Origin of the sequence: Weizmannia sp. WK01 (assembly GCF_025905465.1) — a bacterium.
Lineage (GTDB): Bacteria > Bacillota > Bacilli > Bacillales > Bacillaceae_C > Weizmannia > Weizmannia faecalis.
The window spans coordinates 535,742-560,533 of record NZ_CP109616.1 but is presented as its reverse complement, the minus strand read 5'-3'; the positions used below and the strand labels follow the sequence as shown (position 1 = coordinate 560,533).

The following is a 24,792-nucleotide window of genomic DNA, read 5'->3' as shown; positions in this document are numbered from 1 at the left end:
TTCAAACCAACTAGTTAGTTTGTTTAGCTAACAAACTCATAATAATTCCGTTCAACAAAATTGTCAACGTTTTCACGAAAAATTTTAAACAATTTTTTCCTTTCACAAATAGACATGAATTGGTAAAATGGAGATTCAAGGGTAATTCCTTGAACAATTAGGCACAATAAAAAAGAGAGGCTTGAAAATGTTTCTAAACAGGCCAACGATGCGCGAACAAAATGAAAACTTAATCATTGAATATATTGCCAACCATAAACCTTCTTCAAGGATGGAGATTTCTGACAAAATCGGATTAAACAAAGCTTCTGTTTCGGAAATTGTTAAAAATTTGTTAAACCGGCATTTCATTGAGGAAATTGGCAGCGGAGAAAGTACCGTGCAAGGCGGAAGGCGGCCGATTATGCTGCAGTTAAATAAAAAAGCCGGATTCGTCCTCAGTATTGATCTTGGCTATAACTATATCGATATATTGGGATGTTATTTGAATGGGGAGAGCTGGGAGAGAAAACTTTACCCGTTTCGGGACATCTCAAGGAGCAGCATTGTATCCGATCTTAAGTTAATCATAACGGATTTCATGAAACATGCGCCGGAAACGGTCTATGGTTTAACGGGGATTACCGTTGCCATTCACGGCATGGTGTTTGAAAACGCTATTTATTTTACACCCTATTATGACCTGCAGGATCTCCCGATTGCTGAAGCCCTGTCGGAGCATTTTGACGTACCGGTTTTTTTGGAAAATGAAGCGAATCTTCTTGCACTTGCAGATCATGCCTGTACGGATACTTTGCATAATATAATCAGCGTAAGTGTCCACAGCGGTGTGGGTGCAGGTATTATACTAGATGACCAATTGTATAGAGGGGAAAAAGGACTAAGCGGTGAAATTGGGCACATGGTTGTGGTCCCAAACGGCTTGAGCTGTCCTTGTGGAAATCACGGATGCTTGGAACAATATTGTTCGGAGAAAGTACTTCTAGATCACTACCGCCACCGTACAGGCAATGCAGAAGCGATTATTCCGGACATATGCCATGCTTACCATAACGGGGAACAGCCTGCTGTCCAACTAATCCATGAAATGATTCAATATATGGCAATTGCCATGAATAATATTGCAATGCTGTATAACCCTGAAACCATCTTTATTAACAGTGAAGTCTCAAGGCTCATCCCTTCATTCGCTGATAAAATACAACAACAACTCAGCTCCTTCATCGCGGACAAAGTAAAAGTGAGGCAGTCCATACTTGGGGAAAAAGCAATACTATTCGGTGGCGCAGCACTTGCAACCATGAACTTCTTAAACATTAGCCGAATGCGACTAGAGCCTTAAGATTTACAGTAAAAAACAAAGGAGCAGCCCAGTAAGCCAGATAACCGGATGAGGGCTGCTCGTTTCCTTATATATCCTGCAAATCCACAAGATTTTCGGTGTGATAAATAATTATCTACTAGTTGTTGTTAAACCACTTGTTCTTTCATATATTTCCTTTATCTGTTGAAACCACCCCGCTATTTCTTCGTAAACACCATGTTCTTTTAATAAATCTGCAGTTATTTTCTTTGTCAAACACCCATTTAATATTTGCTTAATTCTTTTCTCTTTTTCCCTCATATTTGTTATATGAGGTAGGGTACACTTTTTTAGGTGTTCAGGAATATCAAATTCATTCCACATATAAAGATATTCGTCTAAGTTAACACCAAATTGTTCTTCAATTAAGCGAGGAGGAATGTAATTTTCCATTTCTCTAAGAGACGTAACGACACCAAACCTTCTCCCATCATTTTTTTCGTTCATTGTGTTTACTATATCTCTGTATTTAGGTATATCCCCATCGTATAAATGAAATTCGAAGATATTAGATTTTCTGAAATGATCTTCATTTACCCATGCTTTTAAATTACTACCCCCTAGATAGTAAATACTAATGTCCGCATTTTCCAAATCAATTATTTCTTTAAATTCTGGAACAAATTTGTTAATATTTTTTATAAAGTTCACATCATTCGGTCCTTCTACGCAGATTACAACCCTTGAATGAATAGAAGGAAGAATGCCTAGTGTTTTTGTTATCTGTTGCATTTTAATGTCCTCATTCTTAACTACTTGCGGATGTCCTTCAATATCCTTCTGTAATAAAATGAGTGAATCTTTTTCGACCATTTGTGCTATCTCCGGAGTATGTGTTGTAATAAAGACTTGATATTGTTCTTTTTCTGAGATTGTTTTTAATGAATCAATGATCATTCTTTGATAGTTTGGATGTTGAGATGTTTCTGGTTCCTCAATCGCATAAATGATGTTTCTTCTGTTATTTCTAATCGCATCTTTTTCTGCTTGTGCACGAAAATAGCTTAATAATATTAACCTTCGAACTCCACTTCCTCTTTTATTTAGAGGCACTCCATCATCGGTATCTAGGTTAAACTTAAACAAGCTGTCCCAACTTTTTATCTCTGGTACAGTAATTAATTGATTTGCTATTTCCTCATTAAACTCCTTCAGTTTCTCAATTGTCTCTTCTCCAATCTTTTCAACCTTACTAACAACTTCATTTTTAATTTCTTCTAACTTGTCTTTAAGATCTGCTAATACTTCTTTTGTTATTGCCTTCATAGGATCCTGAACTTCTTTATCTCCATCCGTATTTGTTCGATCTGATTGGAATAACGTATAGTATGGTAACTGATCCCGAAGCTTGTCCCAAGTTTTCAAGCTATCATCTTGTATATCTTTTATATTTATTTGTTTTTCTTCAAATCTTGTTTGTTCACTTATTAAGTGTGAAAATAAAGCTATTCTCATATCCGCTTTTTTTGATTTGCTAATACTATCGAAATTTTCTATCTCAAGTTTATATTGGTTCAGAAGTTGCTTTAGCTCACTTTGTTTATATGTAATAAGAGGTTTTTCAAATAATGTTGGTTGAAAAGTATTTAAATAGACAGAAATACTACTTTTCGTTATGGTTTTTCCACTTGCGTTAATCACTTTTCTAATTTCCAATAGATCTTCTCTATTTAACAAATGTTCTTCTTTCAACGAGGTTGGGTTTGTTGCATCTAATATTACCAACTCGTTGTCTTCCAGACGAAAACAAGCCCCAATTTCAATGAATTTATCTTCCGAGTGAATATTGCAATCACTTGTATCAATTTTAGCGTCATCATTGAAAAATATATTCAATGCATCCAATATTGTACTTTTGCCAACATCATTTTCAGCTATTAATACATTCAAATCCGGATGCAGTTCTATAGTTGTATTATTATACCCTCGGAAGTTCTTAAGAATTACCTTTACCAGCTTCATTTTATGAACTCCTTTCGATTTTCTAAGCGACAATATATAGTCATCTTAAAATGACATTCCATAAAAATTTTGGGTAAATTTCTAACAAAAATAGAGGACTCCTTATCACCAAGGTCTAATATATTTTTTCGTCGTTTACCATATCCATATCGCAATAAATTGTTGATAGTATATTTCAGCAATTATCGCTTTTTTTACCATAGCCATGGTGAAAAAAGCCCAGGGATCATCAGGTGTTTCCAAAGTAATGTTTTGAACTGAATGTACTATTATACAAATCTTTTCTTTATCGAGATTGGGTATCTAGTTACATACAAATTCATTGTATACGCTTTAATTTTCCAAGTTTATATTTTAACAAATCTTGACGAAATCGGAAGGTTTACAATTGTTATCAGACAAGAGTATTTCATGACCAGATAAAAAATAAGCCCAAGCATTTCCATGTTTTAAAATCATAAGATATAGCCTCTTGCGGTACTGTGTCCTGAATTCAGTGAGCGTAAGCCGATTATCATTCTGACAAGTACTCTCCCATTTATACTTCAGCATATCTCCAGCTGGATCCGGCCCCCAACAATCCCTCAATCCCGGCTAAACAAATCCCTCGTATACACCTTCTCCTCCACATCAAGCAGATCATCTGATAACCGGTTTGCCACTATGACATCGCTGACCTTTTTGAATTCTTCCAAGTCATTGACTACCCTTGAATTAAAGAACTTCTCTTCATGCAGGACGGGTTCGTATACGACCACTTCAATGCCTTTTGCTTTGATTCGTTTCATGACGCCTTGGATGGCGGATTCTCGGAAGTTGTCGGAGTCAGTTTTCATAGTGAGGCGGTAAATGCCGACGACTTTCGGGTGTTTCTTGATAATCATTTCGGCAATGTGGTCTTTTCTTGTTCTGTTCGCATCGACGATGGCTTGCATGATGTTGTTCGGAACGTTCTCGTAATTAGCGAGTAGTTGTTTTGTGTCTTTAGGAAGACAGTAGCCGCCGTAGCCAAACGATGGGTTATTGTAATGGCTGCCGATCCTCGGATCAAGGCCGACTCCTTCTATGATTTGTTTCGTGCTTAATCCCCTAACTTCCGCATATGAGTCTAACTCATTGAAAAACGCAACCCGCATGGCAAGATAAGTGTTGGCAAATAGTTTAATAGCTTCTGCTTCTGTTAAATTTGTGTACAATACAGGGATGTCTTCTTTAATTGCACCTTAAGCCAATAAGCCCGCAAAAACCTTGGCCCGTTCTGATTGCTCTCCCACTATAATTCTCGAAGGATATAAGTTATCATACAAAGCCTTGCCTTCACGTAAGAATTCAGGAGAAAAGATCACATTGTCTGTCTCAAACTTTTCTTTTATCATTTCAGTATATCCAACCGGTACAGTCGATTTAATCACCATAATGGCATTTGGATTAATTGAAAGCACATTGGCGATTACAGCTTCCACTGTTCTCGTGTTGAAATAATTTTTCTCAGGATCATAGTTTGTCGGGGTAGAAATGATGACATACTCAGCATCCTTATAAGCAAGATAGTTATCAGTTATCGCCGCTAAATTTAAATCTTTTGTTGCAAGATACTCTTCGATTTCATGGTCCACAATAGGCGACCGCTTGTTATTGATCATATCCACTTTTTCCTGAAGAATATCAAGCGCAATGACTTCATTATGTTGCGCCAAAAGTACTGCATTTGATAAACCCACATAGCCTGTTCCTGCAACTGTAATTTTTGTCAATGAAAACATCTCCTAAAGTTGTTCAGATAGGCGACAACATACCTGTTTCCGCTTTCATTTTTTAAAAAACATGCGTATCATTGTTTTCTCTTTTATTTTATCAACCCTTCCCGCTATTTTCCGAAAAAAATTTGACAAATTATAGAATAAATGCAGAAAAAAAGAGCACCCTGATTTGAGGTGCTCCGTTTTAATTTCACGCCTGAACTTCATCGAGTACGCTGAATTCAACGACACTCGGGCGGCCAATTGAATGGTAATTAATCCCTTTATTTTCAATTTCACACAGACTAAAGCAGTTCCGGCCATCATAGATATGCGGAGTCTTCATCTGTTTCTTAAACAAATCCAGATCCATTTCTTTGATTTCCGGCCATTCAGTAAAGATAAAGCAAAGATCAGCATCTTCCAAAGCCTCTTCAATAGAGTGTTTATAAGCAATCTGATCAGGAAACAGTTTCTTATAGTTTTCTATCCCAACCGGATCGAATGCCTGTATACGCGCCCCTTCATTTAGCAGCAAGCGGATGTTCGGAATGGACGGTGCTTCACGTAAATCATCCGTTCCGGGTTTAAAGGTGAGCCCCAATACCGCAACCTTTTTTTCGTTAAAAGTTGGAAAATCATTGCGTGCTTTTTTGATGAGTGCATATTTTTGTTTTTCATTCACATCAATGGCTGCTTTCACGGTTCTTAAAATATATCCTTCTTCTTCCGCAAGCCAGTGTAACGCTTTTGTATCTTTCGGGAAGCAAGAGCCACCGTAACCAATCCCCGGATTTAAAAATCGGTTGCCAATTCTTTCATCGTAGCTCATCCCATTTGTGACATCTTCAATGTTCGCACCAACCTTTTCACATAGGTTTGCAATATCATTGACAAAGGAAATTTTCAAAGCCAAGAAGTCATTCGAAGCATATTTTACCATCTCTGCGCTTCGGCGATTCATTGCCACAATCGGTTGTTTAAAAGGTTCGTAGATACTTGTTAGAATTTGTTTTGCATTTTCACTTTCGACGCCTATTACAATTCTAGAGGCATGTAAAGTATCCCGAACTGCAGTACCCTGGGCAAGGAATTCAGGATTTGAAGCTACTTCAATCTGAACATTGTTTATAAGATGCTCTTTCATAAAAGCTTCTATTTTATCATTTGTTCCAATTGGAACAGTGGACTTAATAACAACTAGGCAATCCCTTTCTACAGATTCAGCGATCTGCTGTGCAACTGTATAAACATAGTTTAAATTTGCAGAGCCGTCTGCATTTTCAGGTGTTCCAACTCCTATAAAAATAACATCCGATTGGGCATATGTTTTTTTATAATCGGTTGTAAATAATAGCTTTCCTTCTTTTTTATTCTTTACCATCAATTCATCTAGTCCAGGTTCAAAAATAGGAGATTTACCACTATTCAATAAATCTATTTTATCCTGATTGTTATCTACACAAGAAACATGGTGACCAACCTCTGCTAGGCAAACCCCTGTAACTAGTCCTACATAACCTGTGCCCGCAACTGTTATGTGCTTCATTTTAAACATCTCCTAAATATTTTTTAGAATTATTTTATACTATAACAATAGTCCTCAATTTCATCCCAATCCATAAATATACGAACAATATCTTCTTCTAATATCTCTGTTCCCGACTGAACCTCGATCATTTCAAGCTCAGTAGTGGCTTTTATTGCATGTTTGTCTCCAATTTCAACTTGTAAAACATCGCCTGCTTTTACTACCTGTAAACTACCATTTAATGCAACAACGCCTTCACCTTTTACGACCGTCCAAGTCTCCTTACGTGCTAAATGATATTGATAACTTAAATTGGATCCAGCCTTAATTCCTATTTTTTTTGTTAAGACTTCTTGAGTACCATTATACTTAACATGATCCAGCACACGGTACCACCCCCAACGACGCTCTTCATACATCGGTCGATCATTAAACGTACTGACAAGCTCTTTAATTTTGGGACTTTTTTCTTTATCTGAAACAAGAATACCGTCAGGACTTACAGCAATAACAGCATTCGAAACGCCTAAGATAGTTACTGGAATATCAATTTCATTGATTAAATGAGTATTGATACTATCTTCACTGATAATACCATTTCCTATCTTATTAGTTCCCATTTCCTCTGTTAAAGTATTCCATGTTCCCAAATCTTTCCAATATCCATTATATTGTAATGCAATAATATTTTTAGCTTTTTCTACTACTTCATAATCAAAACTAATTTTTGGTAATCTTGCATATTGTTTTAATAGCTCTTCGTAATGGATTGGCAAATGTTTTTCTTCAAGTAAATTAATAAGATATCCTAAACGAAAAGCAAATACACCACAGTTCCACATTGCACCTTGTTTCAATAACTCTCTAGCTCTATTTTCATTAGGCTTTTCTGTAAAACGGCTAACTTTGATAACTTGAGAAGAATCAATCGAATCGTCTTCAGGTACAATGTATCCATATTTCTCTGATGGATAAGTTGGCTTAACACCTATTAATGCCAAATCAGATTCACTTTTCTGAATAGCCATTTCTAAATCCTTGACCCTATCAAAAAAACTTGTTTCGACATAAGGGTCGACTGGAAGGACTCCAACTACTTCATCCAAGCGTGCTCCTGTATTTGTATACAAATATGATACCGCTAAGGCAATAGCAGGGAATGTATCTCTTCTTGTCGGTTCTACTATTAGATCTGCTTCTCCATTCAATTGACTTTGGATCATTTCCACTTGAGATTTACTTGTCGCAATAACTGTTGAATTATTCAACCGCGTTTGTTTCAACTGACTCCATACTCGTTGAACCATTGATTCTAAATTATGATTTTTATTTTCCAAGACCTTTAAAAATTGTTTTGATCGAGCATCATTTGATAGTGGCCAAAGGCGTTTCCCGGATCCTCCTGAAAGTAAAATTATTTTCATTTTTATCATCCTTAAAATATAATAAATTACAAATTAAACTTTATAGCTAAAATAGCTTTTTAACCAAACTACTAAACTGCTCACCATAACGAACTTCCTTTAATCTTTTAACCTTTTTTATATTTTCTTTTAAATCTAATCTACTATTATAAGCATATTCTAAGGCCTTCATTATAGATTTCCAATCATTTTTTGTATATAGAGCACCATTCTTGTATATTTCTCTTAAAGCTTTAGTGTCGGATAATACCATCACCTTTTCAGCCCCAAGGCCTTCATTACTAACACTCATCTGAATATCATTGTAAATGGTTAAACCTAATAATATATCACATTCAAATAATAATTTAATATATTCATCATTTTCAATCCATCCTGTTATAACAACATTTTCTGGTAAATCTTCTGGTAATACATTAAAATTTCTTTTTAATTTCTTCTGATTGCCCGTCATAATAAACTGAAAGTGCGGGAGATTTTTTGCACATTTTATTACATCTAGAATTGGCTCATCCATATTAAAAGAAGCTGGGAAAAATATTAGGGGTTTTGAATTTATTCCATGTTTATCTATATAAGTAGTATTTTTTTGAAAATAAGGAGTTTTATCTTCTAAAACGATAATTTTATTATGATCTACTTTTTTAAATAGCTTATTATTTATTACATTGTCGTATACAACTTTATTGTGAACTACTATAATATCACAATAAGATAATAATTTTTGTGTACCTAATCTACTTAACCACGGATTTCTTGTCATGGCATTATGTAAATCACATACTACTTTTACTTTTTTATTAAATTTTTTTACTAACAAAGGTACAATTAATGCATAACTAGGTGGTGTTTGTACAAAAATAATCTTCGGTAATTCTTGCTTAATTTTTTTATAATCCTTTATCATGTATCTTAAATAGAAGAAAAATTTTTTTATTGGTTTTGCCGGGGGATTATTTCTATATATAATTTCAAAATCCCCTAAATTTTTTTTTAGATCCACTAGTAGGTTTTCAACTCTTGCTTGATATTTCGTCCATACTATAAAAACGTTTTTCATTAATCCATCCTCAAATCTATTAAATATTTAAAACATGTGAAACAATATACTTTGCTAGTTGACCTCTAGATTCGTATTTAACATAATCTTTATTCCTTAATAATTGAATAATACTGCCCAATTCATTAATATTTTCAACCTTCTCAATGTAACCTTTCTCATAAAGAACTTGAACTATTTCTATCTGATGATCATCTACATGCTCTTTAAATTTAGACATACGTGGTACAGCAATAACTTTTTTTGAAGCTTTTAAGGCCTTAATGATTGAAGATGTTCCACCGTGGCATATTACAAATTCAGCTTTGTTTAGTAATTCATCAAATAAAGCTTCATCTATCAACTTATAATTTGTAGCATATTTTGATTTCCTACTATAGCCGTACTGTAAAACTACTTCACTAGCTTTCAATTTCTTATTTTCTATTAAGAAGTCTATTTCATCCACAACTCTATCCATTTGAAATCTTTGAGTACCCAATGTGATTAATATCAATATAAACTCCCCTTATAATAAGCTTTTGGATAAAATTTTAGCATATCTGGCCATTGTACAAAAAATTCATCTGCAAACTTATAAACTATCTTACCAGTCATAGTAGGACTATTAATTTTAGCATAGCTCTCAATAAAAATTATTTTTGCTCCAAATATCTTAGAAAATACAAGATAAGGAATTACAACACCTGCGCCAGTTGATATAACATAGTTCGGTCTGAATTTTATTACATAATAAAGAGACTTTATAATATTTAAAATAAAAATTGCTAGAAAATACTTGTTCTTTCTATCTTGTTGATGTAAAAATAATAAATTATCATTTAGTATATTTGATTTATTTTTCTCTGTAACAATCTGCAGTTCAGTTTTAGTATTTTGTAACTCATTAAATAATATTGAAAGCTGAGTCCAATGTCCCCCTGTTGAACTAATTAGTGCAATTTTTCTCATCTTCTCCTCCAATTTTTACCGTTTGTTAATCTGAATCTTCAAAATGGCATTTCAATCGAACATAATTAATAAAACATAGATTTGCTAGTATAAATGGTATACTAAAATGTACAGTTACAAACAAGTTATCATAGTACGAAACTATACTAATTGAAATAATTGTACAAATTACAAATATATTACTTATAACATTCTTTTTAAAGGACTGCTTTAGAATCCATTTAATATAAACAAGAAAGAAAATAAACATAATTATTAATCCTACCACCCCTACCTCTAAAAACGATCTTATATACTCGTTATGCGGAGCCACAAATTCTTGATAAGGATTATATGGATATAATGACTCACTTGCACCCATTCCTCTTCCAAAAAAACGATGTTCATTTGCTTTCTCCATAAAGTATTTCCACGCTGCAGCTCTACCGGAAGTATTAAATCCTCCTGAGTTATTTGTAGATCTTTTTATTAATAGCTGTATAAATATTTTAAGACAAAATAAAAGTGGAATTATTCCAAGTGAAAGTATTGATACTAATAAATATGAAAAATTATCCTTTAAAAAGGCATAATATAATTTTCGAATTAAGAAAAAAATAAAAATAATAATAACTCCCAATATTTCTATTCTGGTAAATGTTAATAAAATAATTAGAGAATTAATAAAAAGAAATATATATAGCTTTGCCCTTTTCCCTCTATCAAGAATAACTTTATTAATATGATAAAAATCTAATATTGCCAGTGATGTTATAATAGCAACAAAACATATTTCTGCTAAATGAGCAGGTGGATTACTTCCTTGTAAACGTGGCACACCAGTAAATTCAAATTTAATAAAACTCCAACTAGTTGTAATTGAAAATATAAGACCCACAATTACACTAATACTAGGCATTACTTGGATAATTTTCAGAATATTCAGCAATTCCTCTTTTTTTAGTCTTACTAACATTGATAATAACAAAAGAAGATATGCAGAGTAAGATCTTAAAATATCGCCAGTATTTGCATATTCAACACTATCTTTCCTTGCTATTTGTAGGATTAGGAATAGAGTCAAAACACACATACCGAATATACTATATATCATTATGAAATTTACTTTTATTCCTCTAATTAATATTAGGATAATTGTAATGACTAAAAGACAAGCTTTTACACTGGTAAGTACTAATCCCCCATGCTCAGGTATTAATGGTTTCCATGAAATAGCACCTACTAAAATAATAAAAATATAATATAAATAAATCATCTTTAGCCGCCTTTAAACAAAATAAATTAATTCAATGGAAATATTTCTTAAAATTCGGATTATATGCTAAATTTCTTTTTCTCTCACCTATCTTCTTAGCCGGAATTCCACCAACTATTGTATAAGGATCAACATTTTTTGTAACTACGGCTCCTGCTGCTACAACTGCCCCCTCTCCTATTTTAACTCCCGGCATAACCATAGCATTTGTACTTATCCAAACATACTCCTCTATAATAACTTCTCCTTCTACATACTTAAAATCAGGACTATTTAAGTCATGCTCAGCAGTATATATTTTTACATATGGTGATATATTTACATTATCATTAATTACAAGCCCACCTCTTCCATCTAAGACTACATTATCATTAATAGCACAGTGATTCCCTATTGTAATATTAAAAGGATTATAGAAAAAAATGGGACGTAGGAAAGTACATTTTACACCAATTTTCATACCTAATGACTTATACAAAAAAACACGTATAAATTGATTAGGTATATGCGGTATTAAAAAATTGAACACCGCCAAATAAAAATCTTTGAATAGCTTCATAAATTTTCATTCCTATTCTGTCTTTTAGTAATCTTAAATCTCACTATACAAATAATACTAATTGCCATTAATGCATCTGAAAATATGCTAACTATAATTGCTCCATATACTTTATAGTAACTTATAAGTATAAAATTTAATATTGTATTAATAGCCGCAATTGTTAATTGTACTATACTTCTTTCCTTTTGAAGCCCAGCTCCTGTAAGAGAATCAGATAGAACGTAATGCACGCATCTTAAAAAGACAATAATTAAAAGGATATTAAAATAATATAGACTCTCCTCGTACTCCCCATTATTAAATCGAGCTAATATTGTAGGAGCTAATAATAATGAGGCAATACTAGCAATAATACAATATATAATTAAAGGAAAAAGTATTCTTTTTGCAAATTTATATGTACCTTTTATTCCTTCGTTTTTACCAATTTTGAAGAACTTTGGAAATGTCAATGATAGTATTGCTTTAATCGGAATAAATATTACATCCAACATTTTATACGCAAATCCATAATAACCAGTCTGCTGGAAACTATCGTATTTACCTAATATTGTTTTATCTATATCGTTATAAATTCCTTGAGAAGATAAACCTATAGAAAAGAAAATCCCTTCTTTAATATTGTTAAAGGTAATTTTGCTATTCATATTAGGTAAATCATTTTTTGTTAGCGTATAAATGAATACCAATATTGTATATAGTAAAGAAATTAGCAAATATAGCATTGACCATATTAATATATCATTTGAACTATTATCATGAAGAAAATAAAAGATCACAACAGACATAAATCGGGTCAAACTTATAAAATTCTGTATATTAGCTGAAACATTTACCCTATTTTTAGCAATAAATATCTGAGCAGACATTTCATTTAATTTTAAGAATAACAAATCCGCTAGACTTAAAATTAGAAATAGCATATTTACTAATATCTGATTCCTATACAATAAAAATATTATTAATTCTCCAACTAACAAAAGTATAAAGTAACTGTATATGGTTATTTTAATTGTATTTCCAAAAACATTTCTGAACTCTTTAACATCAGTAGCAATAATTTTAACAATTAAACTATTAAATCCTACACCACAAAAGGGTCCTAAGATAACGATAAGCGAAGTTATTGCCACATATATGCCATACTGCTTTGGATTCATAATAATAGCCAACAAAAAGAAATATGCAGTTTGAAAAATCAACCGTCCACCCTGGCCATAAATTATCCATGCTACGTTATAGAATTTTGATCTCATTTAATAACTCCAATATCTATTAATAATTAATCTCTTAATAAGCACTATTAGGAGAAATAATTATTTTGAAAGTTTTAAAGATAATTATTAAGTCAAATAAAAATGACCTCTCTCTAATATAATACAAATCCAGTTCAACCATTTGACTAAAGTTTAAACTATTTCTACCACTAACTTGCCATAACCCTGTACATCCTGGGGTAACGAGTAGACGTTGTAAGTCATATTCAGTATACTCCTTAACTTCTCTTGGCAAGGGTGGTCTAGGACCAACAAGACTCATATCGCCCATTAATACGTTCCAAAGCTGTGGCAATTCATCAATACTTGTTTTTCTAATAAATCTACCAATTTTTGTAACACGAGGATCCTCTTTCATTTTAAACATTGCACCAGAAACTTCGTTAAGTTCAAGCAGATCCTTTAACTTTTCTTCTGCATTCATCACCATTGAACGAAATTTATACATATAGAACTCTTTTCCATTCTTTCCAGTCCGTACTTGCTTAAAAAAAACTGGTCCCTTTGGATCCTCTAGTTTTATTAGAACAGCCACAATCAAAAATAGCCAAGAAAAACATACTAATCCTAATATTGACCCAATAATATCTGTTGTTCTTTTTGCTAATAAATAAGACTTTTTTTCTTTTAAAACAAGGACCTGAGGATTTTGTCTAACAACTGACTTAGACAAAAAGCTTGATTCCGACAATTCTATCTCCCCTATTTAGATTCTGTTTTTAAACTTTTTAAAAGTTCATCCATAAAATTGATAACTGATTGATCTATGGATGGATCTTGTAATGCAAACTCAATAGTTGTTTGAATAAATCCTAATTTTTCTCCAACATCATATCTTTTTCCCTCAAATTGATAAGCAAACACACGCTGAATTTGATTCAATTGTTGAATTGCATCTGTTAATTGTATTTCTCCGCCTGCGCCTTTTTCTTGTTTATCAAGGAACATAAAAATTTCTGGAGTAAGTAAGTACCGTCCAATAATCGCAAGATTGGATGGTGCTGTCCCCGGCGCTGGTTTTTCCACGAATGTTTCTACTTGATATCTTCTACCTTCTTGAGAAGCGGGAGCAATTACACCATAACGATGTGTTTCATTTTCCGGTACTTCTTGTACCCCTATTACAGATGAACGTGTTTCTTCATATTGATCAATGAGTTGTTTTAAGCATGGCGGGTCGTTTTGGACGATGTCATCGCCAAGAAGAACTGCAAATGGTTCGTCACCGATAAAGTTACGTGCACACCAAACGGCATGCCCTAAACCGAGTGGTTCTTTCTGTCGGATATAGTGGATATTGGCCAAATTTGAAGAATAGCGGACTTTATCTAAGAGGTCGAATTTTCCTTTTTCAGCAAGGTTCTGTTCGAGTTCCCAGGCGTTGTCGAAATGGTCTTCGATCGCGCGTTTTCCTTTTCCGGTTACAATGATGATGTCTTCGATGCCGGATTCAACGGCTTCTTCGACTATGTATTGGATCGTAGGCTTGTCCACAATTGGTAACATTTCTTTCGGCATCGCTTTTGTTGCAGGCAAAAACCGTGTTCCGAGGCCGGCTGCCGGGATGATCGCCTTTCTCACTTTTTTCACGTAAATTCCCCCTTATTTTAATTTATTTTTAAGATTTGCGCAGTACGATAAAAACAATCGATGTTTGTTCTTCCAGCATTCGGGTATAAAAGTAAATGTCGGGCATCTAACCCGCCCTCACACCATACTCTTGACGACAGGCGTCTAAGGTGCACACACACCCACAGCATGGCCGAGTGCCTCGCACGATAACGGGTGAGAGACATCCCCGAAATAGCTGTTCCAAAATCAAGCAACATTGGATAAAACTGTTTGCTAAAAACAGCGGAGCAGCCCCATAGTTCCATTCATATACCCTTGATGCTTTTCCCAAAATACTTAAAAAGAAAGTCAGTTAAAACAAACCAAACAGTTTCTTTTGTCTTACTGGCTGCGGAATTTCTCTGTATATGGATTGGCCGCCTGCAAGCAGTTCGGCGTTCTCTGTAAAGAAATAGAGCATATCTGCACCGTATTTCTTTTCGATTTCGTCCGCTGCTTCATCCATTTTAAAAGCACGTGTTTTTACATTATGGGCGTCTGATGCAAGAAAATGGGTGAGATTCGCTTCTATCAGCTGTTCGGTGAATTTTTTAATCTTTTTCCCGAAAGCACCCGTTAAGCTTGCGGCTGTAATTTGTGTTGCCACACCATTATTCACCATTTCATACAACCGATCCGGATGCTGAATCAGCTCCGCGTTCCTTTCCGGATGCACGATAATCGGCACCAGGCCCTTCACTTGTATCTCGTATAAAAGGGTTTCCGCATAGCGCGGCACATGCCCTGATGGAAACTCGATAAAGAGGTAAGAAGTGCCGGCCAGCGTTTGAATTTCTCCTTTTTCATAGTCTTCCAAAATTTCGCCATAAATCCGGTTTTCCTGTCCTGGCAGAATCTCCAGATCAATCTGTTCTTCTTTCAATCTTTTATTTAACTCATTTACTTTTTGAATGATTCCAGTTTTGCGGTTTTCATATTTTCCATTCATATGATGAGGGGTAGCAATAATCTGCTTGATCCCCTGGGAGACGGCTTGTTTTGCCATATCAAGGCTGTCGTATATCGTTTGCGCACCGTCGTCAATGCCTGGTAAAATATGGCAATGAATATCCATCATCCCGAACCCCTCCAAACCTGTCAAGAAGTGAAATTTTGTTTCAATTAGAATCAAACCCTATACAAAATTATAGTGCATTTTTACCATTTTTCAATAGTTATTGGAAAACTTACGTGCAAATAGTGTCAATCTTTTCCGTAATAGTAATAATAATGCGTGTTTTGGGTTTTCTTGTTGTTCAGGACAACGCCAAGCAGATTGGTATTGGCAGATTCCAGCAATTCTTTTGCCTTTTTGACAGCTTCCACTTCCGCTTTCCCGCTTGAGACGACAAGAATCGTGCCATCACACTGGTTGGTCAGCACCTGCGCATCGGTCACAGCCAAAACCGGCGGGGTATCCAGTAAAATAATGTCGTACTGTTCTTTTGCTTCTTTTAAAAATTCCTTCATTGCCCGTGAGCTTAACAGTTCTGCCGGGTTTGGCGGAATTGGGCCGCTCGGCAGGAGATGCAGATTTTCCACATCACATTTTGAAACAGTCTCCAGCAATGTCCCCTGCTTGGTCAAAACCGTTGTCAGCCCAAACGTATTGGTCATGCCGAACGTATAATGAACGGTCGGGCGACGCAAATCGGCGTCAACAAGGAGGACCCTTTTCCCCTGCTGGGCAAAGACGACTGCCAGGTTGCCGACAATCGTCGATTTTCCTTCTCCAGGCCCGCTTGAGGTAACCATTAGAAGCTGCAGGTCATTGTCAACGGAAGAAAAACTGATATTTGTACGGATTGTCCGGAACTGTTCGGAAATCGGTGACATTGGATTTAGCTTTGCGATTAATTTTCTTCTCGTGTTCAACAGCTTTGTTTTTTTAGGCGCCAACCGTCTCAACCTTTCTTTTTGTTTTTTTTCCTGCGCGGTTCAAACCATTCAGTTCTTGATCGTCAATCTGCCCAATCACGCCAAGGACAGGCAATTCCAACATTTGTTCAATATCCTGCTCATCTTTAATCGTGTTGTCGAGGTATTCAAGCAGAAAGGCAATCCCAACACCCACCATCAGGCCGACAACAAGTGCAATCGCAATATTCAGGAATGGTTTCGGGCTAACAGGTCCCGTAGGCACTTGTGCTTTCGAAATAACAGTCACATTGTCGACTTTCATAATGTTTTTGACTTCTTTTTTGAACACTCCCCCGATTTTATTGGCAATTTTTGCAGCCATATACGGGTTTGTATCTTTTACTGTCAAGGTAAAGACTTGTGAATTTTGCTCTGTACTGACTTCAATTTTATCGTTCAGTTCGTCTGTTGTCATGTTGAGTTTCAGTTCGTCAATCACTTTATCTAAGATTGACGGGCTCTTAATAATCACATTATATGTATTGACCAGCTGAACGTTTGTCTGTACGGCATTCGTGGTATACATCGATTGGTCATCGCTTGCTTTATTGACAAGGATTTGTGTCGAAGATTCATAGACAGGCGTCATCACAAAGTAGGTCACAATGGCCGTCACAATCATCGCCCCCAGTGTAATCAGCGCGATCATGGAAAGCCGTTTGCGCAGCACCTGCACCAATTCTTTTAAACTAATTGTGTCTTCCATAAGTTCCTCCCCTAAAATTTGCAGCACAAATGCGAAATAGATAGAAAACTATCATACATTATATCATAGATCATCCCGAAATTTGCGGGAAACTGAAATAAATTTAAACAATTTGTTACACTTTGTATTAAACCACAATATTTTGCAGAAAGAAACCGGTTAGATAATCTTCCTGTATTTACCTTTGGCGGATTTTCTTTCAATTTTGGTTGTGTAATTTGTCTTTTTTTGTCATAATTTTTTATAGGTTTGCACGGGCGTTTCATAAGTGATGATGAGCGGAGGTATGATGTATGAAAATATTCACGGCGATTTTGTCGGCTGTTGTCGTCATTGCCGTATTGGTAGTTGGGCATCTGTACTGGGGGTATAAAACGGATCCAAGCCGGTTCAAGCCGGATTCTGTAGCAGTAAAAGCGGAAAAGGCAAAGGCAGAACCGGCCACGGGGAAAAAGCGGTCGGTAAACAAAGCGGACCAGCCGGAGACTTCCCTAGTGGCTTACACGAAAAACTGGCCGAAAAAAGCCCGCGCGGATTTTAAAACAGCACTTTCCAAGGAGCGGGCCTACAAAATTGCGATTGTCGGTTCGGATGCGATGGGGGCGAATACGCATGGCTGGGGGCCGCAGTTGAAACAGGCATTGCAAGATGCGTACGGCAGCTATGTGTCGGTTTCCCTCTTTGCCTATCATTTAAATTCCGACGAGTTTATCCGTGAAGGCAAGTATAAAGACGTCGCCCATTTCAAACCGGATCTCATTTTGTTTGAGCCGTTTATTTTAATCAACAACGGAGCTGTGGCGATGGACAATCAGCTTGATGATATCAAAACGGCCGCTGCTGCCTGGGATGATGCCGTGCTGATGATTCAGCCGTCATACCCGCTCTACAAGGCAGCGAATTATCCGGCACAGGTGAAAGAGCTTGCGTCGTACGCAAAAAAAGAAGGTTACACATACCTGGATCATTGGAAAAACTGGCCGGACCCGGACAGTGACGCATTCAAATCGTATGTCACCTTTCAAAATGGCGAACAAACCGCCCCAAGCAACAAGGGCACAAAAGCATGGTATGACTACTTGCGCAAGTTTTTCATCGCAGAGTGAGGAAGCATCAACGCTTCCTCTCTTTTTGTTCCATATTCTTTCTGATTTTCTCAAGGGCTTGTCTCCGCCATTTTTTTACCGCCTCGACGGATTTGCCTTCGCGAAATGCGATTTCACCTTGTTTCAATTGTTCATAAAAAGTAGCCACTACCCATTTTTTCTCTTTTTCCGTAAGGCCGTCGCAATACGACAGCAATGTTTCAAGCTCAAGCGGGGGACGAAGCGACTCGTCCACTTCAACATTCCAAAACCCCTCTTTCGGAAATGCAAACATTTCTTCCTCCCTCCGCCTTTTCGTGAGTTCGGTCAGCATTTTCCCGCGGATCGTGTTGTACGCATAACTTGTGAATGACCCTTTGTCGTCCTGCCTGTTCTGATACGCTTCCCACAGCGCAATCATACCGATCTGTTCGAACTCATCGATGTTTTTGTAAATGCGGAGTTTGCGGATCATATGAAAAATCATCGGCCGGTATTGCCTGAGCACTTCTTCAAAATTTTCCACTTTGCTTCCCCTTTTGGAAAGCGCGCTTTCCTTGAATTCCCGGGTTGATTGTAAAATAACAGGTTCAAAGGAAGAGGGCGAACCGGCGATCGTCATTTTTTGGTTTCCAAAACATCCTGTTTTCCGCGGGAAAATTTGATATTTTTTAAGGTAAAACGTGAAATTTTGGCCAAGATTTACATGGATTAAAAATAATAACAAAATTGTAAATTCATGCTTTATTTTTTAGAAATTTATAGTATAATAGGACTATAAAAATCAATGATATCCCTCTTCTTTTGGGGAAGGATACTTTGATGGCAGCAAGACATGGCACCCCTGGCAATTCTGCCCCTGAAAGTGAAGCGGGAGGGAAAGCACAAATTAACATGAGGGGGTATTTTTTGTGACAGAAAAAATTGACTACCTAATCAGGAAAGAAACGATGGCGCTGGATACCGCATTTGATCCGGAATATCAAACAGTCATTTATGATCAGGACGGCGTTTTTCGCTCACGGAAGAGCAAGCTTGAATTATTACGGGACGCTTGCATCCATTACCGGATGTGCGATTTTGAAGGCGTTCTCAAGGGAACAAAACAAATTTTTAACTTTAATAAGGCACCGATTGTGGTGGGGGATGGTTTGATTGCAACACCGACAAAATCCCCGAGATCGTATGACTGCCAGTTCATTTTCCTGGCAAACATAATAGACTTTGATGCCACGGCGGACGGCCTTTATGTTACTTTTTCCAATCAGCAGCAGCTGAAACTGAACTGCTCCGTGCATACATTTCAGAAACAATTCAGCCGCACGATTATTTGTGCCAGCTATTACCATGGCCTCGGCAAATACATACCATGGAAGAAAATGATCTAGGGGCTGTTTTCAGGTGCTTTGAGAACGGGCGTGCAATCGTTGAAATTGGGCGTTACGCCGAACGCACATCCACTCTGCAACACCATCCAACTTATGTACGCATGCGTTTCCTTCATTCCAGTTTTGAAGCTGGACGGAGATGATGCGCATGCGCTCCCTTTCCCCACCGATTACCCACGCTCCACAAAATATCACAGCTCTGTTGCCTGCTTTTTGCAAATGGATATCGCCTTGTTGCAATCTTTTTATATTGAACTCTATCTCTTTCTCCTGTTGTAATAGGTGTATTTTTGGTTGTGGCGGTGCCCCTATTTGATTTGGTTTTGGCCCTTTATTTTTTTGCTTTTGGACGTGATAGGTCAAATTTTGCGCAAATGATCTGCGCCGGTCGGATAACTAGCCTGTCCATTTATTTCTTTTGCATTTTTCGTTTATCGGCCTGTGATCAGGGAATAGGAAAGATGAACAATATGAATGGGAGGAATGAAAATGGATCAAGACTCCACGAAGGACAAGCTCAAAGGAAAAGGGAACAAATTGAAAGGCGAAGCAAAAGATACGTGGGGTGAAATCACCGGCGATGCGGAAAAACAAGCTGAAGGCAAAATGGACAAATTGAAAGGCGAGGCCCAGGACTCGGTCGGTAGTGCAAAAGACCGCCTCTCCCGTAAGTAAGCCATTTGCATTTGGTAAGTTGCTAGAAAGCAATGGAGCTTTTGGACTTTCATTGGCTAAGAACAGAAAAGAACGAAACGGCTCAATGCGGATTTTCCACTCATGCCGTAAAGGATACGGCATGAGTGGAAGAATGAAAATTAGCCGCAGTCGCCGCACATTTTTAGATAGATGGATGTAAAGCCCGGATTTCGGTATTCGGGCTTTTTTATATGGGTATTTCCGTGGAAATATTGCTGGTTTTGTCGAGATGAATCGTATCTTGTCATCTTGTCATGCCACCAAAAACGTCAATATTCGCAGCCATTGGGAATGTTAAGTTATGCAAGGATGATGACAGCACTGGCCGAATTTGAGATGTACAGGTTTTATTCAGCCGGCGTTGATTTAGCGTAGACGTTCAATGCCACAGGGAACGTGGTAGGTGAAAGCATGGCGTTATTTTATATAGAAAGAAAGCGGGTCAAGCATGTTCGTACGTCTATTCTTCTATCATATCGAAGAAGGGCTTGCTGGCAAGTGGAATTTGTTCAGAAAATCCTGTTCAACATGCACAGTTTTCAGTGGAATGTTTCCCGTGGAACATTGAGGGCGGAACAGAAAAATCGGGTTAGCGCAGATTTTGTCGAATCATTTGGTTTTTTGTAAAAAGCAACATGGCACTGGACTCTGAAAAAGTCGTAAATGGTTTAAAAAACCGAAGCGGGCCAGGGCCCGCTTCGGGAGTTATACCGCAAAATATCTTGCCTCAGGATGGGAGAATACAAGCGCGGTGACGGCGGCTTCGGGTTCCATCATGTAGCCTTCGGTCAAGTGGAGGCCGATTTTTTGCGGTTGCAACAATTTAAACAGTTTGGCCTGGTCTTCGAGGTTCGGGCAGGCCGGGTAGCCGAAAGAGTAGCGCTGGCCCTGGTATTTGGCGGCAAAGCGTTGCTGCATTGTGAAATCAGCCGGGTCCGGGAAGCCCCATTGGCCGCGTATCAGTTCATGCAGTCGCTCGGCGAAACCTTCTGCCGTTTCGAGGGCAAGCGCCTGGAGAGCATGACTTTTGAAATATTCGCCCGCTTCTTTCAAATAGCGTGCATGATGGCGGATGTTTTTGCCGGCAACGACCGCGAACATGCAGACGTAATCTACGACCCCACTGTCCACGCTCCGGACATAATCGGCAAGGCACAAATACGGCGGCTTTGCCTGGCGCGGGAACGTAAATCGCTCTAGGACGGATAAAGATTTCGGATCTAATGTACCAGGCTCTCCAGCCGGTTCGTAAAGAATCAAATCATTACCATCCGATTGGGCAGGGAAAAATTGGTATACAGCGGATGGCTGAAGCAATTTTTCTTTCATCACCCATTCGCGCAGTTCATCCACCTGCTGTTTCAACTTGAGGGCGCGTTCGTCTCCCTCCGCAAGCAGCTTTTCGACGCGGCCTTTCAATCCTAAATGGTGGCCGAGGAGCATTTGCATGTTCACGTAGGGCTCGATATGGGCAAGCGGATAATTGCGCAGCACATGCCGCTTCAAATCCGCCGGCTGGTAAACGAGCGCATCCGGGGATACCGAAGAACGGCGCGGTAAAGTCGCAACCGGTGCTCCGCCGGCATTCACGGCCGCCACCCTTGTCCCGCCGCTGCGCTGGTTGGCAAGTTCCGTTTCGAGCGAGCTTCGTTCCGATTCATCCTGCAATTTGTTCGCAAGCGTGAGGCCCTCCATTGCGTCTTTTGCATACAGCACAAGCCCTTCATATTGCGGAGCGATTTTATTTACCGTGAATTTCCGCGACAGGGCTGCACCGCCGACCAGTATCGGCTGACGGATGCCCGCTTCCCGCAAATCCTGGGCAGTGACGACCATTTGCTGGGCGGATTTGACAAGGAGGCCGGATAGCCCGATTACATCCGGTTTCTCTTTACGGACGGCGTGGATAAGATCAGCCGGCGCCACTTTGATGCCAAGGTCGACCACTTTATAGCCATTATTTGACAAAATGATGTCGACCAGATTTTTGCCGATATCATGGACGTCGCCTTTCACGGTTGCGAGCAGCACTTTCCCTTTTGTGCTTGTTTCATTTTTTTCCATAAAAGGCTCAAGGAATGCGACGGATGCTTTCATCACTTCCGCACTCTGCAAGACTTCTGCGACGATGAGCTGGTTGTCGTTAAACAGGCGGCCGACTTCCGCCATCCCGTCCATAAGCGGGCCGTTGATAATGGCGAGCGGATCCGGGTATTCCTTCAAAGCCTGTTCAAGATCCGGGATGAGGCCTTCTTTCGTCCCTTCGACAACGTAATTCGCAAGCCGTTCGGCAAGCGTCATCGTGCGCTTTGGCGCTTTTTTCTCCTGCACCTTGCCGCGGTAATATTCGGTGAACGCGGCAAGGGCTTCGTCACTCGTTTCAAACAACAGTTTTTCGGCCATTTTCACGTTCTCTTCCGGGATGGACGCAAAGCGTTCGAGTTTTTCTGTGTTCACGATGGCGTAATCCAGCCCGGCTTTCGTACAGTGGTAGAGAAACACTGAGTTTAGCACTTCACGCCCGGCAGGTGGCAGCCCGAATGAAACATTGCTGACGCCGAGGATCGTCTGGCATTCCGGCATCGCTTCTTTGATGAGGCGGATGCCTTCGACTGTTTCTTTTGCTGCGCCAAAATACTGCTTGTCGCCAGTGCCGGCCGGGAACACGAGCGGGTCAAAAATAAGATCACGCGGGTTGAGCCCGTACATATCGACGAGCAGGTCATAAGAGCGGCGCGCTATCTCAAGTTTCCGTTCGGCAGTGACAGCCATCCCTTCTTCATCGATCGTGCCGACGACAACGGCACCCCCGTATTTTTTGAGGAGCGGCACGACTTTTTCAAACCGTTCCGTCCCGTTTTCAAGGTTAATGGAATTGACAATGCTTTTTCCCTGGCAGTATGTAAAAGCTTTTTCGATTACGTTTTCGTCCGTGGAATCGATCATAAATGGCACTTTCACTTTTTTTACGGCGATCGAAATAAAATTTTCCATGTCACTGATTTCATCGCGATCCGGGTCGGCGAGGCAGATGTCGATGATCTGTGCGCCGTTTTTGACCTGGGTACGGGCAATTTCGCTCGCTTCTTCCCATTTGCCTTCCGCGATCAGGCGCCGGAACTTGCGCGAACCGATGACGTTTGTGCGTTCGCCGACAAAAATCGGGCGGGTGGACGGGTCATCGTAAATAAAGGGTTCGATGCCGGAGACGGCGTGGTGCTCTTGTTTTGCAGGCTGGCGCGGCGGGAGCCCGGCAAGTGCTTCATTCAGTGCTTTGATATGGGCAGGTGTTGTGCCGCAGCAGCCGCCTGCGATGTTGAGCCAGCCTTTTTCGGCGAAGCCTTTCATTTTGACAGCGAGCGATTCCGGTGTTTCGTGGTAATGCCCTTCTTCGTCGGGAAGCCCGGCGTTCGGGTAACAGCTCACTGCCGTTTTGGCGAGCCCCGCGAGTGTGCGGATCGAGTCGGCCATGAACTCCGGGCCGGTCGCGCAGTTAAGCCCGACTGCGGCCGGCTGCATATGCTCGACGGAAATGTAAAATGCTTCGATGTTCTGGCCGGCAAGCGTTGTGCCCATCGGTTCAATGGTGCCGGAGATGAGAAGCGGCAGTTTTTTTCCGGTTTCGTTAAATGCGTCCGTAATGCCAAGAAAAGCGGCTTTGACGTTCAGCAAGTCCTGCGATGTTTCGAGAAGGAGCACGTCGACGCCGCCTTTTATGAGCCCGCAAGCCTGTTCCTGGTAAGCGGTTTTGAGCGCGTCAAAAGTAGTGCCGCCCGTGACGGAGAGCGTCTTTGTTGTCGGGCCCATCGAACCGGCGACAAACCGCGGCCGCTCGGGTGTGGAAAATTTTTTGGCAGCCTGCTTGGCGATGCGCGCGGCTTCGATGTTGATTTTTTCAGCGAGATGCCCGAGGCCGTACTCGTTAAGGACGATGGACGTTGCGCCAAATGTGTTCGTTTCGATGATGTCAGCCCCCGCTTCGAGATATGCTTCATGAATCGAGCGGATGACATCGGGTGCTGTGAGATTCAAGTGTTCATTGCAGCCTTCGTATGCTTCGCCGCCAAAATCTGCCGCGGTAAGGTGTTGCTGCTGGATCATCGTCCCCATCGCCCCGTCAAGGATGAGAATGCGGTTTGCAAGCTGCTGTTCAAATAACGTTTGCCCCATGAAAAATTCCCCCTTTGGCTGTACGTTTGATATTGAGATTGCGACGTACGGTAACATTTGGTACCTGGCTGGGTCGCGTTCCGATGCTGGCG

At 39.1% G+C, this 24,792-nt stretch carries 20 protein-coding genes and 1 pseudogene; 4 read left to right on the top strand and 17 right to left on the bottom strand.

Annotation, left to right across the window (positions count from 1 at the left end; all coding sequences use genetic code 11):
* Nucleotides 1-187: 187 nt before the first annotated feature.
* Nucleotides 188-1,342 (top strand): ROK family transcriptional regulator, encoded by a 1,155-nt coding sequence (locus OF158_RS02650; protein WP_035182563.1) that lies wholly within the window; start codon nt 188-190, stop codon nt 1,340-1,342.
* Nucleotides 1,343-1,453: 111 nt separating this feature from the next.
* Here the strand turns inward: OF158_RS02650 and OF158_RS02645 are convergent, their stop codons facing one another.
* The 15 genes and pseudogenes from OF158_RS02645 to OF158_RS02575 all read right to left on the bottom strand — a co-directional run bounded on the left by OF158_RS02645 (nt 1,454) and on the right by OF158_RS02575 (nt 17,361).
* Nucleotides 1,454-3,325, bottom strand: a complete 1,872-nt coding sequence (locus tag OF158_RS02645) for an ATP-binding protein (protein WP_035182564.1) — start codon at nt 3,323-3,325, stop codon at nt 1,454-1,456.
* Between the two features lie 584 nt (nt 3,326-3,909).
* A pseudogene (locus tag OF158_RS02640) lies at nt 3,910-5,088 on the bottom strand (nucleotide sugar dehydrogenase).
* 187 nt (nt 5,089-5,275) lie between these two features.
* Nucleotides 5,276-6,613 carry a UDP-glucose dehydrogenase family protein gene (locus tag OF158_RS02635; RefSeq protein WP_035182566.1) on the bottom strand — a complete coding sequence of 446 codons (1,338 nt, stop codon included), beginning with the start codon at nt 6,611-6,613 and terminating at the stop codon, nt 5,276-5,278.
* A 29-nt stretch (nt 6,614-6,642) separates the two neighbouring features.
* Entirely contained in the window at nt 6,643-8,019 is a 1,377-nt protein-coding gene (locus OF158_RS02630; RefSeq protein ID WP_035182568.1) for a sugar phosphate nucleotidyltransferase, read from the bottom strand.
* Between the two features lie 46 nt (nt 8,020-8,065).
* Nucleotides 8,066-9,079, bottom strand: coding sequence for a glycosyltransferase (locus tag OF158_RS02625; RefSeq protein WP_035182570.1), 1,014 nt, complete (start codon nt 9,077-9,079; stop codon nt 8,066-8,068).
* A gap of 19 nt (nt 9,080-9,098) precedes the next feature.
* A complete protein-coding gene (locus OF158_RS02620) occupies nt 9,099-9,575 on the bottom strand; it encodes a glycosyltransferase (protein WP_043052520.1) in 477 nt (158 codons plus the stop codon).
* The gene (pssD, locus tag OF158_RS02615) at nt 9,572-10,030 is read right to left on the bottom strand and encodes a PssD/Cps14F family polysaccharide biosynthesis glycosyltransferase (RefSeq protein ID WP_035182571.1); all 459 of its coding nucleotides are present in this window, start codon (nt 10,028-10,030) and stop codon (nt 9,572-9,574) included. Before pssD ends, OF158_RS02620 begins: the two co-directional genes overlap by 4 nt.
* Nucleotides 10,031-10,055: 25 nt before the next feature.
* On the bottom strand, nt 10,056-11,285 hold the full coding sequence (locus tag OF158_RS02610; protein WP_035182573.1) for an O-antigen ligase family protein: 1,230 nt from the start codon (nt 11,283-11,285) through the stop codon (nt 10,056-10,058).
* 31 nt (nt 11,286-11,316) lie between these two features.
* Nucleotides 11,317-11,844 (bottom strand): acyltransferase, encoded by a 528-nt coding sequence (locus tag OF158_RS02605; protein WP_035182574.1) that lies wholly within the window; start codon nt 11,842-11,844, stop codon nt 11,317-11,319.
* Entirely contained in the window at nt 11,841-13,103 is a 1,263-nt protein-coding gene (locus OF158_RS02600; protein WP_035182576.1) for a lipopolysaccharide biosynthesis protein, read from the bottom strand. The genes OF158_RS02605 and OF158_RS02600 overlap by 4 nt, the downstream gene beginning before the upstream one ends.
* Nucleotides 13,104-13,137: 34 nt before the next feature.
* Complete coding sequence (locus OF158_RS02595; protein WP_035182578.1) at nt 13,138-13,815, bottom strand: sugar transferase; 678 nt, start codon at nt 13,813-13,815, stop codon at nt 13,138-13,140.
* Between the two features lie 11 nt (nt 13,816-13,826).
* Nucleotides 13,827-14,714, bottom strand: a complete 888-nt coding sequence (galU, locus tag OF158_RS02590; protein ID WP_035182579.1) for a UTP--glucose-1-phosphate uridylyltransferase GalU — start codon at nt 14,712-14,714, stop codon at nt 13,827-13,829.
* Between the two features lie 334 nt (nt 14,715-15,048).
* Nucleotides 15,049-15,813: a tyrosine-protein phosphatase gene (locus OF158_RS02585; RefSeq protein WP_035182581.1), complete on the bottom strand. Its 765-nt coding sequence runs from the start codon at nt 15,811-15,813 to the stop codon at nt 15,049-15,051.
* Nucleotides 15,814-15,938: 125 nt separating this feature from the next.
* Nucleotides 15,939-16,634: a CpsD/CapB family tyrosine-protein kinase gene (locus tag OF158_RS02580; RefSeq protein ID WP_302469435.1), complete on the bottom strand. Its 696-nt coding sequence runs from the start codon at nt 16,632-16,634 to the stop codon at nt 15,939-15,941.
* The gene (locus OF158_RS02575; RefSeq protein WP_035182584.1) at nt 16,624-17,361 is read right to left on the bottom strand and encodes a YveK family protein; all 738 of its coding nucleotides are present in this window, start codon (nt 17,359-17,361) and stop codon (nt 16,624-16,626) included. Before OF158_RS02575 ends, OF158_RS02580 begins: the two co-directional genes overlap by 11 nt.
* A gap of 293 nt (nt 17,362-17,654) precedes the next feature.
* On the opposite strand from OF158_RS02575, the gene OF158_RS02570 reads away from it, so the two are divergent.
* A complete protein-coding gene (locus tag OF158_RS02570) occupies nt 17,655-18,467 on the top strand; it encodes a hypothetical protein (RefSeq protein ID WP_035182585.1) in 813 nt (270 codons plus the stop codon).
* Between the two features lie 7 nt (nt 18,468-18,474).
* Here the strand turns inward: OF158_RS02570 and OF158_RS02565 are convergent, their stop codons facing one another.
* Nucleotides 18,475-19,068: a sigma-70 family RNA polymerase sigma factor gene (locus tag OF158_RS02565; RefSeq protein WP_014096246.1), complete on the bottom strand. Its 594-nt coding sequence runs from the start codon at nt 19,066-19,068 to the stop codon at nt 18,475-18,477.
* A gap of 289 nt (nt 19,069-19,357) precedes the next feature.
* Between OF158_RS02565 and OF158_RS02560 the strand changes: the two genes are divergently transcribed.
* Together OF158_RS02560 and OF158_RS02555 are read left to right on the top strand one after the other, a co-directional pair.
* Complete coding sequence (locus tag OF158_RS02560) at nt 19,358-19,834, top strand: competence protein ComK (RefSeq protein ID WP_014096247.1); 477 nt, start codon at nt 19,358-19,360, stop codon at nt 19,832-19,834.
* A gap of 489 nt (nt 19,835-20,323) precedes the next feature.
* The gene (locus tag OF158_RS02555; RefSeq protein ID WP_017550938.1) at nt 20,324-20,509 is read left to right on the top strand and encodes a CsbD family protein; all 186 of its coding nucleotides are present in this window, start codon (nt 20,324-20,326) and stop codon (nt 20,507-20,509) included.
* A 726-nt stretch (nt 20,510-21,235) separates the two neighbouring features.
* Here OF158_RS02555 and metH read toward each other — a convergent pair.
* Entirely contained in the window at nt 21,236-24,700 is a 3,465-nt protein-coding gene (metH, locus tag OF158_RS02550) for a methionine synthase (protein WP_035182589.1), read from the bottom strand.
* Nucleotides 24,701-24,792: the final 92 nt, after the last annotated feature.

What these genes read in the sequence shown, in the direction of transcription:
- OF158_RS02650 (WP_035182563.1), top strand. Translation starts at nt 188, where the DNA reads ATGTTTCTAAACAGGCCAACGATGCGCGAACAAAATGAAAACTTAATC.
- OF158_RS02645 (WP_035182564.1), bottom strand. Translation starts at nt 3,325, where the DNA reads ATGAAGCTGGTAAAGGTAATTCTTAAGAACTTCCGAGGGTATAATAAT.
- OF158_RS02635 (WP_035182566.1), bottom strand. Translation starts at nt 6,613, where the DNA reads ATGAAGCACATAACAGTTGCGGGCACAGGTTATGTAGGACTAGTTACA.
- OF158_RS02630 (WP_035182568.1), bottom strand. Translation starts at nt 8,019, where the DNA reads ATGAAAATAATTTTACTTTCAGGAGGATCCGGGAAACGCCTTTGGCCA.
- OF158_RS02625 (WP_035182570.1), bottom strand. Translation starts at nt 9,079, where the DNA reads ATGAAAAACGTTTTTATAGTATGGACGAAATATCAAGCAAGAGTTGAA.
- pssD (WP_035182571.1), bottom strand. Translation starts at nt 10,030, where the DNA reads ATGAGAAAAATTGCACTAATTAGTTCAACAGGGGGACATTGGACTCAG.
- OF158_RS02610 (WP_035182573.1), bottom strand. Translation starts at nt 11,285, where the DNA reads ATGATTTATTTATATTATATTTTTATTATTTTAGTAGGTGCTATTTCA.
- OF158_RS02605 (WP_035182574.1), bottom strand. Translation starts at nt 11,844, where the DNA reads ATGAAGCTATTCAAAGATTTTTATTTGGCGGTGTTCAATTTTTTAATA.
- OF158_RS02600 (WP_035182576.1), bottom strand. Translation starts at nt 13,103, where the DNA reads ATGAGATCAAAATTCTATAACGTAGCATGGATAATTTATGGCCAGGGT.
- OF158_RS02585 (WP_035182581.1), bottom strand. Translation starts at nt 15,813, where the DNA reads ATGATGGATATTCATTGCCATATTTTACCAGGCATTGACGACGGTGCG.
- OF158_RS02575 (WP_035182584.1), bottom strand. Translation starts at nt 17,361, where the DNA reads ATGGAAGACACAATTAGTTTAAAAGAATTGGTGCAGGTGCTGCGCAAA.
- OF158_RS02570 (WP_035182585.1), top strand. Translation starts at nt 17,655, where the DNA reads ATGAAAATATTCACGGCGATTTTGTCGGCTGTTGTCGTCATTGCCGTA.
- OF158_RS02565 (WP_014096246.1), bottom strand. Translation starts at nt 19,068, where the DNA reads ATGACGATCGCCGGTTCGCCCTCTTCCTTTGAACCTGTTATTTTACAA.
- OF158_RS02555 (WP_017550938.1), top strand. Translation starts at nt 20,324, where the DNA reads ATGGATCAAGACTCCACGAAGGACAAGCTCAAAGGAAAAGGGAACAAA.
- metH (WP_035182589.1), bottom strand. Translation starts at nt 24,700, where the DNA reads ATGGGGCAAACGTTATTTGAACAGCAGCTTGCAAACCGCATTCTCATC.